The organism is Arsukibacterium indicum (genome assembly GCF_019100565.1).
GTDB classification, from domain to species: domain Bacteria; phylum Pseudomonadota; class Gammaproteobacteria; order Enterobacterales; family Alteromonadaceae; genus Alishewanella; species Alishewanella indicum.
Map to the genome: position 1 here is coordinate 723,638 of NZ_JAHRID010000001.1, position 14,647 is coordinate 738,284.

General features: G+C 50.4%; 16 protein-coding genes. All 16 read right to left on the minus strand.

Features of this window, described 5'->3' with window-relative positions:
* Window positions 1–50 precede the first annotated feature (50 nt).
* The 16 genes from KQY15_RS03435 to KQY15_RS03510 all read right to left on the minus strand — a co-directional run bounded on the left by KQY15_RS03435 (window position 51) and on the right by KQY15_RS03510 (window position 14,630).
* On the minus strand, window positions 51–1,010 hold the full coding sequence (locus tag KQY15_RS03435) for a hypothetical protein (protein WP_217667198.1): 960 nt from the start codon (window positions 1,008–1,010) through the stop codon (window positions 51–53).
* An 11-nt stretch (window positions 1,011–1,021) separates the two neighbouring features.
* Window positions 1,022–1,549, minus strand: a complete 528-nt coding sequence (locus tag KQY15_RS03440; protein ID WP_217667200.1) for a hypothetical protein — start codon at window positions 1,547–1,549, stop codon at window positions 1,022–1,024.
* Entirely contained in the window at window positions 1,549–2,385 is an 837-nt protein-coding gene (locus KQY15_RS03445; RefSeq protein WP_217667201.1) for a hypothetical protein, read from the minus strand. The genes KQY15_RS03440 and KQY15_RS03445 overlap by 1 nt, the downstream gene beginning before the upstream one ends.
* Before the next feature lie 2 nt (window positions 2,386–2,387).
* Window positions 2,388–2,840 (minus strand): GNAT family N-acetyltransferase, encoded by a 453-nt coding sequence (locus KQY15_RS03450; RefSeq protein WP_372449308.1) that lies wholly within the window; start codon window positions 2,838–2,840, stop codon window positions 2,388–2,390.
* On the minus strand, window positions 2,840–4,258 hold the full coding sequence (locus KQY15_RS03455; protein ID WP_217667205.1) for a hypothetical protein: 1,419 nt from the start codon (window positions 4,256–4,258) through the stop codon (window positions 2,840–2,842). Before KQY15_RS03455 ends, KQY15_RS03450 begins: the two co-directional genes overlap by 1 nt.
* 87 nt (window positions 4,259–4,345) lie before the next feature.
* Complete coding sequence (locus tag KQY15_RS03460) at window positions 4,346–6,001, minus strand: hypothetical protein (RefSeq protein ID WP_217667207.1); 1,656 nt, start codon at window positions 5,999–6,001, stop codon at window positions 4,346–4,348.
* Complete coding sequence (locus KQY15_RS03465; protein ID WP_217667209.1) at window positions 5,994–8,198, minus strand: fibronectin type III domain-containing protein; 2,205 nt, start codon at window positions 8,196–8,198, stop codon at window positions 5,994–5,996. Before KQY15_RS03465 ends, KQY15_RS03460 begins: the two co-directional genes overlap by 8 nt.
* Window positions 8,199–8,690: 492 nt before the next feature.
* Complete coding sequence (locus KQY15_RS03470) at window positions 8,691–9,134, minus strand: hypothetical protein (protein WP_217667211.1); 444 nt, start codon at window positions 9,132–9,134, stop codon at window positions 8,691–8,693.
* A 54-nt stretch (window positions 9,135–9,188) separates the two neighbouring features.
* Window positions 9,189–9,560 (minus strand): hypothetical protein, encoded by a 372-nt coding sequence (locus KQY15_RS03475; protein ID WP_217667213.1) that lies wholly within the window; start codon window positions 9,558–9,560, stop codon window positions 9,189–9,191.
* Between the two features lie 24 nt (window positions 9,561–9,584).
* Complete coding sequence (locus KQY15_RS03480) at window positions 9,585–9,797, minus strand: hypothetical protein (protein ID WP_217667215.1); 213 nt, start codon at window positions 9,795–9,797, stop codon at window positions 9,585–9,587.
* A gap of 2 nt (window positions 9,798–9,799) precedes the next feature.
* A complete protein-coding gene (locus KQY15_RS03485) occupies window positions 9,800–10,738 on the minus strand; it encodes a hypothetical protein (protein WP_217667217.1) in 939 nt (312 codons plus the stop codon).
* On the minus strand, window positions 10,739–11,113 hold the full coding sequence (locus tag KQY15_RS03490) for a hypothetical protein (RefSeq protein ID WP_217667219.1): 375 nt from the start codon (window positions 11,111–11,113) through the stop codon (window positions 10,739–10,741). It abuts the gene before it with no gap.
* Between the two features lie 92 nt (window positions 11,114–11,205).
* Window positions 11,206–11,838, minus strand: a complete 633-nt coding sequence (locus KQY15_RS03495) for a hypothetical protein (RefSeq protein ID WP_217667221.1) — start codon at window positions 11,836–11,838, stop codon at window positions 11,206–11,208.
* A 2-nt stretch (window positions 11,839–11,840) separates the two neighbouring features.
* Entirely contained in the window at window positions 11,841–13,439 is a 1,599-nt protein-coding gene (locus KQY15_RS03500) for a hypothetical protein (protein ID WP_217667223.1), read from the minus strand.
* A 1-nt stretch (window position 13,440) separates the two neighbouring features.
* Entirely contained in the window at window positions 13,441–14,091 is a 651-nt protein-coding gene (locus KQY15_RS03505) for a phage adaptor protein (protein WP_217667225.1), read from the minus strand.
* 14 nt (window positions 14,092–14,105) lie between these two features.
* Entirely contained in the window at window positions 14,106–14,630 is a 525-nt protein-coding gene (locus KQY15_RS03510; RefSeq protein WP_217667227.1) for a hypothetical protein, read from the minus strand.
* Between the last annotated feature and the right edge of the window lie 17 nt (window positions 14,631–14,647).

Consider the following 14,647-nt stretch of genomic DNA (forward strand, 5'->3'; position numbering starts at 1 on the left):
TGATTTAATAATGTGCGGGGATTAAAAAAGCCGCTGTTAAGCGGCTGTGTTTATCGGAATGTATTCTTTCTGGCTAGATAATAAGGGTCTTGCCGCCAGTCCTGCTTTTGCGGCATAAAGGTATTGGTAGGCTTATTGGCTTCCCAGTTTTGCTGCAACTGCCTGATTCGCTGGATCTCAGCTTCATTCCCTGAAATCCGTGCATTTGCCTGCTCAACTTGTGCAGGCGTTAAACTTAACAGCCCTTGCTGCAACACCTGCTGCTGCCGCTGATTAGACTGTTCAAGCCTGCCAGTTCTGGCATTGGCTGCATTGGCAAGCGGGTCAATGGTTTGCAGTGGCTGAATGATGTCAGAGACAAAACCGCTCAAGTCACGCTTTGGCGGTGCGTTTGTATCTGTGTTGCCGCTACCAGCAGATGTATTGTCGCCATCACCGCCATTGGGTTCCGGCTTAACTGTTAGCAAATATTCATAGCTGGTTCCTTTTAGCCTTTCAGGGCCATAGCTTTGCACCATTCGATGAACCTCGCCGCCGTAATAATCCCGTACCTCTTTTATTTCAGCAGCCATCTGATTTTGTAATTCATCACTAGCGCCCATTTCCCCCAGCTTTTCATACTTCTTCTGGATAGCTGTTTCGGCTTTAAGCTGTTGGTCCATAACCCCTGCCAGATTATTTTCAATAACCTGCTGTTCACGCACAGACATTTGCCGGTCAAACTGGCCAGCCTGCCGGTTGCTTTCAGACTGACGGAAAGCCATATCTTCTGCTCGTTCGCCAGAGCGTAGTGCCCGATCTTCTGCCCGCTCACTACTTCTGAACTCACGGTCCTCTGCCCGCATCTGATCTTGCCGCTGCGCATCACGCTGCCAGCGGCGTTCAAAGCTGGCTTCTCGCATGCGTTCAATTTCTTCGGCGCGTTTAACCGCACGGTCTTCCTGCATTCCGGCAGCTAACATACCGCTGGCTTGTTGTAGCCCTCGGCCAAACCCTAATAGTAGAGACATAACACTTACCCCTATACGCCCAGCAGGCCGCGAGGCTTCTGCTGTTGTGGTTGCTGCTGCGGCTGTTGCTGGCCGCCACCCCGGGCGCTGGTGCCCATTAACTGCTCAGCTTCTGATACGCTTGCCTCAAGCTCGTCAGGGTCTAACGTACCCATTTGTTCTTTCAAGGTAATGTATTCACTGTAAGCCTGGCTAACCACGGCATCGATAAAGCCGTCATTAACTTCATCCTCAGCCAGTGCGCCAGCGGCAACTGCCAGTTCTGATAGTTCGGCAACAATCTCTTGCCCCAGCGGCAGCTTTATATCATCCGGGATCTGGCCGGCTTTCTTTTCAACGCCAATTAACACTGTAGCTGTGGCTTGGCCGATACCCTGGGTAATGTCCTGTGCCTGCATTACCATATTGGCAATAGCATCACCGCTTTGGCCCTCGCCGTGGATCATTTCAAGCGCCATACCAAACATTTGCTCGAGCATGGCCTGTTCTTCTTCGGTGGCCTGAACTTCTTGGCCTGCATCCATATTCATATCTTGCATTATGCGCCCCCTGCTTTTTGGCGGTTAATCAGGTCATCCAGCGTAGTGCGCCAGCTGTCGGGTTTTGGCGGCGCCATGTTCTTCGCATTCTGCACATTAAGCAGGCCAAACTGCGGCAAACCATTGGCGGCGGTTTTCCCCTCGCCATCAACACCCCAGTAAGTGCGGCGCTTGCGTTCTTCTTCGGCTGCATCGGCTTCTGCTTTGCCTGATATCATCGAGCCGGCCATATTAATGCCGCCAGTGATAAGGGCTGCTTTGCCGGCATCGCCTAAGCCACCAAGTAAACCGCCTGATGCTTTCTTTGCAGCTGTGTCAGTTACTAAGCCACCGCCTGTACCGCCTGAACCACCGGAAACTGCTGTTGGTACAGAGCCCGCACCGGCGGCCAGTGTTCCGGCTGTTTTAGCAATGGCAGCATTGTTCGCTACCGCGCCAGCGGTATACTGCGCGCCAGCGGCAGCCTGCGCGCCAAAGCCTGCGCCAACTTCACCGGCTGCAGTTAGTGCTGCGGTAGATGCGCCCGCTGCGCCTGCGCCAGTAAAGCCAGTACCAAGGGCTGATAATGCGCCGGAGAAGTTGCCCGTCATTACAGCAGAGCCTGCGCTGGTAATGCCGCCCCATGCTGAGCCTAAGCCAGCGGCGGCAGTTCCACCTCCCATAACAGACATTAACGCCGCGCCACCAAAGTAAATTGTGGCCGCTGCTGCAACTACTTTGAATATCTTGCTGCTGGTGATCTTCTTCCTGACATTATTGATGGCACTACCAACTTTTTTAATGACTTTAGTGATCGGTTTGAAAACCTTTTTTACGCCTTTAACTATTCCGCTCATGGTTACACCACCTGTTTTACTGTGGCGTAAATGCCACCAACTAAGGTTAATCCGTGGGCTTCGTACAGTTTTCCTGTGCGGCCCGACTCATCCAGTCCGGTGCTCAAGCCCAGCTGGATCTGTTTAATACCGTCGGCTTTGCACCAGCGTATAAACCGGCGCAATAACCAGACGCCTTGATCTGCATGTTCTGGTAATACACAAAATGCAATGTCAGTTGCGTAGTAGCTCTTGGCAAACCAGTGTTCATCTTTCATGGCAATAAAAAAGCCGACACATTGGCCGGCTTTCTCCGCTACGAATAGCGCCATCTTTCGATCTGTTATTGCTCGCCTGAGCATGTACGCACCCTTAGCGGGGTCCACCGTTGCATCATACGTTTTGCTGCGGTCAATAACCTGCTGGCCTATTTTTATAATGTCTGGTATGTCTGAATGCGTGCCGTTGCGGATCATTAGCGTATCATTTCCGTTGGCCGCTCAATTACACCGCCTCCACCGCCACCCGGGCGATTCGGGATCAATGAGCCGGGATTAGGGTTGGTTGTGCCGCCACCGGTGCCGGGCTGCATTACTGGCGGGTTATATTGATTGCCACCACCACCCGTTGCCGGGCCTGTGCCTGGTCCAGTATCAACGCCAGGCTGAGCCGGTGCTGCAAAGCCATATATTGCCTGCAGTGCTGACTGCTGTTGTTGAAACATTTGCTGCAGCTGTGCAACGCCTGCTGCCTGCTGCTCTGGCGTCATGTTCGGGTTGCTGTAAACCAATGCCACCTGCTCAAGATAATTGTTGTAGGCGTTAGCACTGCTATTGCGATAGTCCATTGCTGCCTGTGCATCAACCTGCTTTTCAAACCGTGAATCTTCAAACTCGAACTGGGCTTTGGTTTTCTCCAAGTCTTGCAAAAACCCTTTATCCATTTTATCCAGGTCAAATTTCTGCATGATCTGATCACGCCGGTCCTGCAGCTGCGCGCCACGCTCCATCTGCTGCAACTGCTGCTGGCCTTGATAGTCCAGCGTGCCAAGCTGCTGCCGGTATTGCAGATCAGCCATTGACGCCTGAAACCCCTGCTGCGCATTAAGCTCTTGCATGCGCTGCGCGCCTTGCGCGTCAAGCATACCCAGGTTTTGTTTATACTGCAGCTGCTGCAATTCTGTTTGTAATTGCCCTTGCTTATCAAACATGCTGGCGTCATGCGTGCGGCTTAAGTTGTTTTGCTCGGCCTGGAAATTCTGCTGCCAACCAAGCTGATCGGCATTGCTGTAGGTTTGCGCGTCCTGCTGAGCTATTGGTGTTGCCCGATCAATCATCGCACCCATGCCGGCGCCAGCTGCAAGGCTTGACGACTGTAGCCCGCGGCTTGCCGCTTGCTCTTGGGTTTGTGATACAACACGATTCATCAGTGCACTGTTTGGGTCTAAAAGTCCGGATAGCCTATTTTCAACAAGGGATTCACTGCGCGGGTCATACTGCCTGTTGGTTACTCCTTGAACCCCCGAATATCCGTTAGATTGATAAGGTTTATTTAATTCAGCATTACTCACATTGCCAACCTTGGTGTATTCGGCAGGCTCGTAGTTAAACTCAGGGCTGGCAGGCTTCACTGGCTGCGTTACATTAATTCCCAGTAACCCACCTGTTGAGCTCGCAGCAGTTCGAGGATTGCCGCTGGCAGCTGTTGTTGAATACGCTGTAGGCTGAACCGCCGTTGTATTTATAGTGTCCATCGGGCGGCCAGTAGTGGGGTCCAGATTTTCTTTTGGCATGGTGATTGGCTTAACCTGCTTATTGCCTATTTTGGTATTTGTAGGCACATAGTTAGCCACCGGCTGCTTAACCGCAGTCGGTTTGGGAACTTGATTGATCATGTTATTACCTCAGAGGGCGTATTACAGATAAGGGCGTAAGGCAGGCATTATTGGTGAATAATAAGCCAATAACGCCAGACTAACAACTTACGGTTGAATAAATCGCCAGTTTTGTGGGCGGTGATTAAATATAGTCATATCGGTGCCGGCTGGCACGGATGGCTGCTGTTGCTCGCCTTTGGTCTTAACAGCCCAGTCAATGCGGTTGCCGCCGTGTTCAACCCAGCAGTTGTGCTGAATTCCATGAAACGCATAAGTGTCTGATGTGTTTGTTTCGTAAAGGCCGCCCGCAAAAGTTAAGAGTGTAGGGGCTGATCTGTCAGGGCGAGGCCTGCGGAATATGTCATCAAATAAGACAACGCCATCTTTGGTTATCGTTACCCGGCTGTCTAACCCTCTGAATTCAAACTCCCACACGCCATTGAAATCATTGAGTGTAAATGCCTGGCTGTATTCGTTGCCACCACGCCAGATATTAGCTACTGCTCTGTTGTTTCGAGTGTCACGAGATATATAGCAGTAGAGCTGCTTCCTGCCATCAGAGCCAAACATAACCTGGCCTTGCTTGAATGGAAATGCGGCTGAGCTTTTTTCTGTGTACCGGGGAAAGAATGCTTCTTTTACAGTAAAGCCAATTTTAAATGGGTCATTCACGACATCCAGCCTGTAATTTGTAACAAAGCAACTTCCCCAGCTATTCAGATAACAATATTCACCAACTATTACTATTGGTGGCGGCTCGCTAGGATCTGGTGTTGGGGCTGGCTCTCCTGGCGGTATTACCACAACCGGCGGAACTGGCACCACTGGCGGCGTATAGCCATCATCAAGGTACTCATAAACTACCTGGTAACGGTTGTCTACCCGCAAGCCATTGCTGGTAATGCGCAAGCCTGGCTGGTTAGCCGGGCATGGATATTCAATAGAAAACCTGTCACGCTGAATACGCATATAAACAGTATCGTCGCGCACGTAGAAAAGCAGCGCATCGGTAAAGCTCTGGCCAGTGTCTTGCGGAAAATCAAACCCGGCTTGCGGGTCAATGCCGGTGGCAATTTGCACGTTAACCGACTCTTGCAATACCGGGTCATACCAGTACAACTTAAGCGTGTCGGCGCCAGTCCGGTAGAACACCAATGGCCGGCCGAGCTGGTCAAACGTCAGGCTTATCTGCTCAATCGCTTCGGCTTCGGCAAATAGCGATATCGGATTGCCCCAACCTAATTCCGGCTCTGGTGGTGGCGCAACTTCATTAATAAACGAACCGATAACGGTGCCGGTAACTCTGACAGTAACAGTGCCGCCACCAGCCTGGCGTTGCAAGTTGGAGTAGCTGCCAACCACCTCGCCCGATACGGTTACCGTGCTTTGGCCGGTACCGGCAAAGTTCTGCTCATTGATAAAGCTGCCGATGGCAACGCCACCAACGCGGCTGGTTACTGCGCCAATGCCGGCGTAGTGCTGCTCGCTGCCAGTGTTATTGACGAATGAACCAATGACTGCGCCAGACACCCGGCTTGTAACAACGCCAAAGCCGGCCTGATGCTGTTCGTTGATATAGCTGCCAACTGCACTGCCGCCAATTAAAGACCTTACAGTGCCGCTGCCAGATTGCTCCTGCGCGTTAATGAACGCGCCAATAGCCGTGCCGGATATTCTGACCGATGAAGTGCCGGTGCCGGATTGGTTTTGTTCGCCTGATTCTGCCAGCCACTGATTCAGTGGCCCCCAGGTGTTAAGCATTGGTCAGCACTCCGTAGATTGCCGCCCCATCTGGTGGCGCTACAATGTAGCCGGCTATTTCAGTGCCGACTGGCATATCTATTTCGTACTGAGCCTGGCCGCCCACAAAAGAAATATCGGCTTGCGCTATCTGCACGCCGGTTGTGCGCGCACACAGGTTTACCGCGTACGTGCCGTCTGGCAATCCGCTAATATTTAGTGGTAAGTAAGTTGCTGCCGGCGTATAAAACATACCATCAGCATCGGCTGCGGCTAGGGTTTTGGCCCAATTAACGCCGATGTTTTGATAGTTGGCCAATGACGTATCGCCACGGCCTTGCATTTCTGTGGCGCTGGCAAAATCTGCGCTTAGCTCATTTACACAAAAGTCAGCCATTGAGCCGGTTATGTTCGTTATGTCAGTATAAGCTGTTTCACCAAAAACCAACTCACCAAGCTCTACGAACCTTGTAGTTTTGGCAGAAGGTGGAGCAAACACAATAAAGTTTTCAGTCCTTGACGCCGCGCCATGAAAGTCAAAACAAACATTAATTGAACCACCGGTGTCAGCAATAATTGCATTTTTAGTGGCTGCAATTTCAACCAAGATGGGCGAAGCAAGCCACTGTCTGTTTGGGTCTTGTGTCCGAGTAGGATTGTGTCGTCTATGACCAGCAAAAATACCGTTCGGAGTGATATTAAAATAAACATAGTAGTCAAAGTTGGCTCTATCTCTAATTGCTTCTGCGTCAGTAGAATTTAGAATGTAATCAATGAATGACTTGAACGCCCACCATGCTTGAGATTCACCCATAGCATGCTGGCCGTAACTTATAACCGCTTTGCGTTTGGGGCCGCCGTCAGTTGTCGAACCACCGAACTCGAACTTAAGTGCGTACATATCGTGACCGCCACACTGCCTGCCATTCTCGTCAAGCTCAGCTGGGCTGGTAAAGTAAACACCATTAACATCAGCAGACGGTAATGGCGAAACAACGCCGGGGTGGTTAGCAAGTAAAGATGCGGCATAAGGCGCAGCAGCAGCTTGCTGACCAATTGGATGAGTCAGAATGTAAACAGTACCAGCCGGCAGCGGGTCAGCGAACTGAAACTCGATAGTTCCATCTGTGCCACCAACAAGGCTTCGGCTTGGTGCCTGAGTTAAGTTAACAAAGTCCTGCGTATATGACGGCAGAAACGTTGCGGCTGGCGTATTAAACCTGTTGAACATATTCAAACGAGGCAGAGCAAATACAGGTGATTTCCCGCCTGAACTGTTAACAGCTAAAGCTGCGATAGTCCAGCCTGTGCCGTTTGTGCCAGTTATCATTTCTGGCCTGAATGCAACGTCAACACGCGGCGAAGCTGACTCAGGGTTTGTAATAGTTGTCAGGGTCTGGCTTACGTTACCTGCGTCAAAGTCGGTTATTAAAGTTAATAAGTCAGGCGTTGCTTGTGTAGTTTCTAAAACTGGCGGCTCTGAGTATGGACCATCGCCTGCGCCGTTATAGCCAAGCACCTCAAAGCCATACTGTGTTAACTCGGCTAAATCAGTAACATCAAAAGTCAGTACATTCCCAACATCAGTAACGTCTACTCCATCAACTCTAATTTTATAACCAGTTGCACCGCTTAACGCATTCCATGTTAGCCGGATAACGCTATCAGACTGAGCGGCAGCGGCTAATCCAGTTGGTGCTGTAGCTGGCGGTGTTACTGGCACAGAGTCAGTGGTGAAACTATCGCTGGTGGCAACGTTAGAATCATTGTGCAGGAAGTGCCAATAGTAAGTTGTTTCAGCGGTTAAGCCTGTAGCATTAACGTTCTGCACGCCAGTTGCTGTAACAGCTTGGTTGGTTGCATAAGCTGCGCCAGTGCCAGCAATAATATCAGGCTTACTTGGCGGCATTGCGCTTGTTGTTACAGCTGCGTATAACGTACCGCTTGCGGTGTCAGTGGTTACTGAGCCGCTCGCTGTTGTTTCGCCAGTAGCTGCGCCAGTTGGTAAAGTTAAAACAGGCTCGGCTGCGCTCGGTGGCGGGTCGGGTAAATCTGCACCTGTGCCAATTGCCATATATCTGACTAAGTAGTCAGTATCGATTGCAAAACCGAATAACCCGTGCCAGTTATTTGCATTAGATGCAGGACAGCTTCTTGTTATAACCGGTGCTAAAGGCGTACCGTTTAAATCATTTTCGGCATAAGCTGTTACTGTCATTGTTGTTCCGCTGACAGAAAGCTTTAACCAAAATGGAACACCTGTAGTCCACACACTGGCGGCTGTTGAATCTGTCAAAGCGCTTGCCGCATTAGTGTATGTTATAGCCCTGAATACTGATTCACTAGATGAGGTTGCGACACCGTGCACAGCCACAGCACCAGTTTCAGATGTGCCATTACCGCTACCCCTTGCAACTGGACCACCAAAAGAAGCTCCAGCACCGCTATCCCTGCTTTGAGGAACAATTAAAGCTATTGTTGTAGACGTTCCGCGGTCAGGGTCTGCGTTAATGCCGTCCCATCTAAAAAAACATCTGCTTGATGACGTCATCCAAAGCCGCAATGCTTTACCAGACGGTGATTCAGCATCAGCAATAACATCAAGGTTCTGCTCAGAAAACGGGCCATCCCAGCTGTTAGTGAAATCAGCAGGCCCAGCACTGCCGTAATTGCCTATTGTCAACCCTGCAATAAAATCTGGATATTTCATCTATTTAACCCGCTCTATATCATGCGTTAATTTCAAAAGGTGCTTCGGCCATATCTGGCTTATGCCGGCCAGTGGCCAGATGTGAGTTGCACCGCCGATAAGTTCGCTGCAGTGCCAGGCTGCTAAGTCATCCCAGGCCCGGCCGATCAAAATGCCTTTAATGGCTTTTTTGTCGTAAAGCGCACCTTTCTTGTCGTACATAAACCGGTATGCCTCAGCTAAATCGCGGCAGTAAATCCAGCCGGTTATTACCTGGTCGTAGCGGTTTAAAAAGTCATGCCATGGGGTTTCAACTACACCTATGCCACCCACTGCCTCAAGCACCGTTCTGCCGGGTGTTGGGCTGCCAATGTGCGACCACCAGCAAACTGTCTTTGCCTGAATGATTAAGCTAATGGCTCTGGTATTGCTGCGCCCATAGATAACCGGCAGTTGATCGGCCATGGCATAGCCCCTTAAGTGAGCGTGCTGTTTTAGGGTGTTAGGTTAATCGGTCGCTTAAGGGGTGTTTTCTGACTCGATTGTGGTACCGGCTTCAATGGTGTAGCTGCGCGCTGTGGCAGTGCCAGAGAACACACCAACCGGGTCAGCATCTAAGTAGCCGGCGTAGGTCGTGCCATCCCACAGGCCGATAAACGGCGTGTTAAAGGTGCCGTCTAATGGCAGCGGTACCGGAATATCATCAGTGGTCACCGCAGTGGCCACGCCGGCTACGTTAGTCGGTGCGCCAAAGTTACTGTTCTGCCGGGCGTAAGGCGCGCCAGTTACTTCACTATCAACCGCTGGCGTAGCGCCAACACCGGGGTTTGTTACGTGCAGGGAAAATTGCGTCACGGCAAACGGATTTGCCAAACCGTATTGATTTCTCATGGTGGTACTTCCTTGGGAGTGGTGTTAAAGGTTTGAACCGCGAATAACAACTTGGCCGGCTTCCTGGCTCACAGTCCAGTACCGGGTGTTTAGTTTGCCTTTGGAGTCATTAAGGGCCAGCGGGCCCAGTGATATGGAACTAATAACCGTAACCTCGCCCGGCTTTTCAAAATCAGGTTGTGGGTAGGGCTTGACGTCAGTTAATGGCGACCAGTTCGGGCTGTCGGGGATGGCCATTGTTATGCCCGCTCTAAGCCATAATCAAAATTCAACACTAGAGTTTTAGTGTTGTCTTTGGCTAGCGGTGGGTCGAAATGAATACCCTGCCTTGCTTGGCCTGATACACCTAATATGACAAGATATTTTATAGGGCCAACATTATTCCAGTCGTCTGCATCCACCGAGTAAGTTGCTCTTATTTTGCCGGATGCAATGCTATAACCTATATTTGTTATAGACTGAACACCTACAGCACCAGCGGTAAATTCAACGTTATTGATAACTTCTTGCGTGTTTGAAATACGAGGGCCCGTTGAGATACCAAATGGCTGGCTGTTTAGAACCGCAGTTGTACCCCAAGATTGCGTTGAAAATACGTTCAAAGTTTCCAAGGTATAATTAGTAGGGACTGAGTTAAATACTGTTGCGCCAGCCTCTACAGCTATTGGTATTCTGTATTTTAAGGTGTACTTAGCAACAAGTTGGTCGGTGACCAAAACTGGTATTGATGTTTGCTCACCAACAGGGTTCACTGTTAAAGCCCTGCTATCTAAATTGGTAGCATCCACGGAGTATATATTACTTAACCTGACGCCTATTTCATTTAAATTTCCAACTACGGCCCCTAAATTCCATTGAGAAGTAAATGTAGTTGATGATATGTAATCAGTGCCATCAAAGATTGTGTTATTTTGAACGGCAGAGGCGAGATTGGACGGCCCGCCAATTGGGGAAACTAACGCGGTTTGCTCGTTGGCTGTCGCGGTAGCGCCTGTGCCTACATACATATAAGCACTGAACCGAGTGTTGCCGCTTAACCATCGAGTAAAGAAATTATCCAATATCAAGTTATGGTGCTTCCCTGACCACTCTATTTCTGCGTCAGGATTTGACGCTGCATTGCGCCTTACGCCTATTTCATAGTAGCCACTAACGCCGCACTTAAAATTTATATTCATTTAAATTAACCCCATTGAGCCGCCGCCAAAGGTAGCGCTGCCATTGATTTGTTCATCCGGCCAATTACCGTAATAAAGTGATGGAGAATTTAACCCTCCGAATGACGCTATCCCATTAATTTGCTCTGGTGTCCAATCGTTATAGTTAATAACAACCACCGTCATAACGCCGCCACCGAAGCTGGTTAAGCCATTAACCTGTTCGGGGATCCAGTCGTTGTAGTTAATAATCACGGTTTGCATGGAGCCACCGCCAAAGTTGGTAGTTCCAATTGTTTCGTCTGAGAAAAGCGGTATATCAAAGCTGCTTAAACCACCAAAGCTGGCGCTTCCGCTGATGGAGTCCTCAAAAAAATATGGGTATACCTTAGACACCAACGCCTGCTGCCGTATGTAAACTTTACCCCTGCGCCTGCCGCCTGCTAAGACGCCGAACAGCGCCATCATGTAGTTGGACGATTTAGCCATTAAGGCACGACCACAGTGTCCGGATAAACGTCACCGACCAGCACCCACGTAAATTGGTCAATTGATACCAGCGCAACGGTGCTTCCGGCACCAAAGGCTTTTAGCAGGCCAGAACCTCTAACTGTGACTCCAGGAGCTTCAAGGAATACCAGTGGCGTATCGCTTAGCTGAAAGAAGAAGATCACCGTACCCGGTGCAACAGCGGGCTCGCCCTCAACCAATGCAATGGCCTCACTTACCGTTATTGCAGTAACAGCCTCTGGCGTTTCGTTATCATTTTCGCAGTAGTAGAAATTGGCATGGCTGTCACCGTTAACCGTAAAGGCTGCAGCTGGCGTTTTTACAATTGTCAAATCCCGGCCAGCAAGCAGCGAAAACGCCGCCCGGCTAACCAGTTCCATGTTGCCCTCAACGTCAATACCTAACAGGCTGTTATGGTAAGGGCCGGCAGGTATTGCCCGGTTACCGGTAAAGTTATCCGGCAATCGCGGTATGTACTGATTAAGCTCGTCAGCAACATAGGTAAAGCTGGCACTGATGCCGCCAAAGTTCGGGTTAACTTCCGCTGCGCGAATAGGCGTACCCGGCAGGTACGGGCTGATGAACTGCCACGGGTTAAATACAGTAGCCAAATCTATCTCCTGCGCCCGCGTGGGCTCGCATGTAAGAACAGTTGGGAAACAATGTGCGGCGGGTAGTAATCGGATTCACTTGCCATCTGAATGGCAATGTTACGGCTTACGCCGTCAATGTATTGGTCGGTCCATGATGTGCTTGAACCATCCCACGTAGCATCGTCCCAGTCGGATAAATCCCACTTGCTGCCAGAGCCCACAATAATATCGGCCATGGGAATGTTCGGATCCGCATAGTCATAAAAGCAGCGGAACTGACCAAACACCCGGGTCACGCTATCGCATTCAATCACCAGCTTGCGCCAGCGCTTTTTATCTTCCGGTCGGCCCATACTCATAAAGCTGGTTTGAAAGCGACTGGTGTACGCTGCGCCATCCTGATTGTTGCCTTTATCAAGCTGATAGACAAAGCCATCAACGCCACCGGCAAACACCAGCTCACGCCCGGCTGTATCTTCACCAGAGAATAAGCAGCTGGGAACGAAGCCCAAACGGAACTCGCTAAAGCCCATTACTTCACCACCGTACATTGTCATGGTGATGCCGGTGCTATCAGTAAAGAAAAGCCGGTACTGGTTTTTGGTTCGCACCAAACAGCTGGCGGCAACAGACTGCAATCGGCTGGTTAAAATCGGCTGGATCTTTTGGCTTAAGGTGGATGACTCAAAGTTACCAAACGACTGCACCCGGTCCAGCCGGGTAAGGCCACGGTCATCTAAATAAAGTGACTGCCCCATGTTCTGAATGGACCAGGGAATAGCACCTGAATTGCGCGATATCTCTTTAAGCTGAAAATCAACCTCACTGCGCCCGTAAAGCATGTAAGTGCGGTTGCGGCAATGTATGGCAGTGGCATCATCAGCCTGCGCTTCAATGCCAACTATCTCCTGGCCAACTGCAATTTCCCCAGCGCCCAGTGCACCATCCCAGCCAGCAGGGTCACCCACTTGCGAGTACACCAGGCTGCCACCACGATACGATAGCAGCAGCTTGTTACTGGCCAGCGCCTCGCAGTAAGTGGGCTGATCCGGCGTTATCGGCCCGGTTATCTGCGTAAAGGTCGTGCCATCAAACCGGAATGCCGGGTTGCGACCATCTACGCCAATAATCTCCTGCTCATCCGCTGCACCAGAAAAGTTGGTTTCAATAACCTGATAACGGCCACCCGGGCTAAGTGCCGGCGTAACCACTTCAACCCAGCCAATTGCCGTTGCCCGGTAAAGCTTTGCGCCAGTGCCATCCACAGTATTGCGAAACGCATACTTAATACCGGCAAACATAAACACGCCAAGCACAGGGCCACTGCCAGGAACGGCTGTAATAAGCGCTCTGCGCGCTTCCTGCGCAGCCCTTACTGCCGCTATGGTTTCCTCAATCGTATCGAATGGGAAGCCAGGCAGGTCGATTACAGCAACCTCTGCCGGCGAGTCTTGGCCATCAAAGCGCTCATAACCCTGCATGCGCTGATAGCGCCCAGTAGTAGTTATCTCGTAGTTCAGCAGTTCAGTGCATTCGCCAGGTGGCATCATCTGATCTGATACCGCCACATTCAGCCCGCCCGCAAGCGGTATGACAATCGGGTTAGTGTTGCTGGCCATATTAGTAGAGCCCGCCATTGCCGTGCGGGAATACAATCGGCTTTGTGCAGTCGACTGCCAGCCGGGTCAAATATTCTTCATAGCGCTGGCTTGCCACACTATAAAGCGAGTTATCTTCTTCGTGACTTGAGTAGTACATCAGTGCTTTTTGCACGATAACATCACGGTGTTTAACCGGGATCAGCGACTCATCGTTATTCAGTAGCAGCGGCTCAACAATGGCTGAAAACTCAACTGTGCCGACATACGCTTGATCTGGCGTCGGGTAAAACGCGATGACACCATCAGGCCGATAGGTAAAGCCCTGGGGCATCCCTTTTTTGCCATCGGTGTTGTAGCCGTAATACTTAAACTGCTCCCAACTAACTTCTTTTAGCAGGCGCGTGCCAATCTGGAACGACAGCATTTTATCCATATTGAACAGGCTTAAGTCAGCAACAGAATAGTTTTGCTGATCAGTTACCAGAGTGGCATCCGCAGTGCGCCAGAGAAAATTCCAGTCAGGCCGCATACCCACAATGTCAGTGTCTGCCTGCTTAACCCATGCAACAATTTTGGCAATCATCCCTTGCTGGCCAGATACACTGATAATTTCAGGGCCCGACACGCCAGACTCCTGGCGCACCCGGTTGCACAACTCTAGTAAAGTCATGATCAGCCCACCGCTTAGCTATAGTGCTTCTGGTGAATAGCCCAAATAAAGCGGGCCTGCTTGCGTGCTGGCTCGACTTTGCCATCCGGATTTTTATAAGCGGGGATTTCATTTACTGCTAAGCGCAGTGACTCAACGACTTCTGGTTTAACGCGCACCAGTTCGTTAAAGCGCACCTGGAAGTTACGGGTATTTACACAACACACGTATTCGTCAAACTTAGTGTCATGCGGCTTTTGAATTTCAATGGTGTAAGCAACAGGCTCTTTAGTTGCAGCGGCAGCGGCTTTTTCTTCGGTCGACTCCTGATCACCTTTGTCACCGGTGTTTTCTTCATTTCCGCCATCAGCGTCAATGTCATCATCGCTCTCATTGCCTTTAGGTTTCAGCGTGCTTTTAACACCCGCTTTTTCCATCAGCACTTTTACTTCGGCATACATGTCTTTTTGCGTCATTTCATCTGGCAGAACAACGCCAAAGTTTTCCTGCGCAAACTCTTTTAGAGTGGCCTTGCTTGCTGTTGAGTTAACAGTATTCATGTTCTGATTCCTGAATA

What these genes read in the sequence shown, in the direction of transcription:
- KQY15_RS03435 (WP_217667198.1), bottom strand. Translation starts at nt 1,010, where the DNA reads ATGTCTCTACTATTAGGGTTTGGCCGAGGGCTACAACAAGCCAGCGGT.
- KQY15_RS03440 (WP_217667200.1), bottom strand. Translation starts at nt 1,549, where the DNA reads ATGCAAGATATGAATATGGATGCAGGCCAAGAAGTTCAGGCCACCGAA.
- KQY15_RS03445 (WP_217667201.1), bottom strand. Translation starts at nt 2,385, where the DNA reads ATGAGCGGAATAGTTAAAGGCGTAAAAAAGGTTTTCAAACCGATCACT.
- KQY15_RS03450 (WP_372449308.1), bottom strand. Translation starts at nt 2,840, where the DNA reads ATGATCCGCAACGGCACGCATTCAGACATACCAGACATTATAAAAATA.
- KQY15_RS03455 (WP_217667205.1), bottom strand. Translation starts at nt 4,258, where the DNA reads ATGATCAATCAAGTTCCCAAACCGACTGCGGTTAAGCAGCCGGTGGCT.
- KQY15_RS03460 (WP_217667207.1), bottom strand. Translation starts at nt 6,001, where the DNA reads ATGCTTAACACCTGGGGGCCACTGAATCAGTGGCTGGCAGAATCAGGC.
- KQY15_RS03465 (WP_217667209.1), bottom strand. Translation starts at nt 8,198, where the DNA reads ATGACAGTAACAGCTTATGCCGAAAATGATTTAAACGGTACGCCTTTA.
- KQY15_RS03470 (WP_217667211.1), bottom strand. Translation starts at nt 9,134, where the DNA reads ATGGCCGATCAACTGCCGGTTATCTATGGGCGCAGCAATACCAGAGCC.
- KQY15_RS03475 (WP_217667213.1), bottom strand. Translation starts at nt 9,560, where the DNA reads ATGAGAAATCAATACGGTTTGGCAAATCCGTTTGCCGTGACGCAATTT.
- KQY15_RS03480 (WP_217667215.1), bottom strand. Translation starts at nt 9,797, where the DNA reads ATGGCCATCCCCGACAGCCCGAACTGGTCGCCATTAACTGACGTCAAG.
- KQY15_RS03485 (WP_217667217.1), bottom strand. Translation starts at nt 10,738, where the DNA reads ATGAATATAAATTTTAAGTGCGGCGTTAGTGGCTACTATGAAATAGGC.
- KQY15_RS03500 (WP_217667223.1), bottom strand. Translation starts at nt 13,439, where the DNA reads ATGGCCAGCAACACTAACCCGATTGTCATACCGCTTGCGGGCGGGCTG.
- KQY15_RS03505 (WP_217667225.1), bottom strand. Translation starts at nt 14,091, where the DNA reads ATGACTTTACTAGAGTTGTGCAACCGGGTGCGCCAGGAGTCTGGCGTG.
- KQY15_RS03510 (WP_217667227.1), bottom strand. Translation starts at nt 14,630, where the DNA reads ATGAATACTGTTAACTCAACAGCAAGCAAGGCCACTCTAAAAGAGTTT.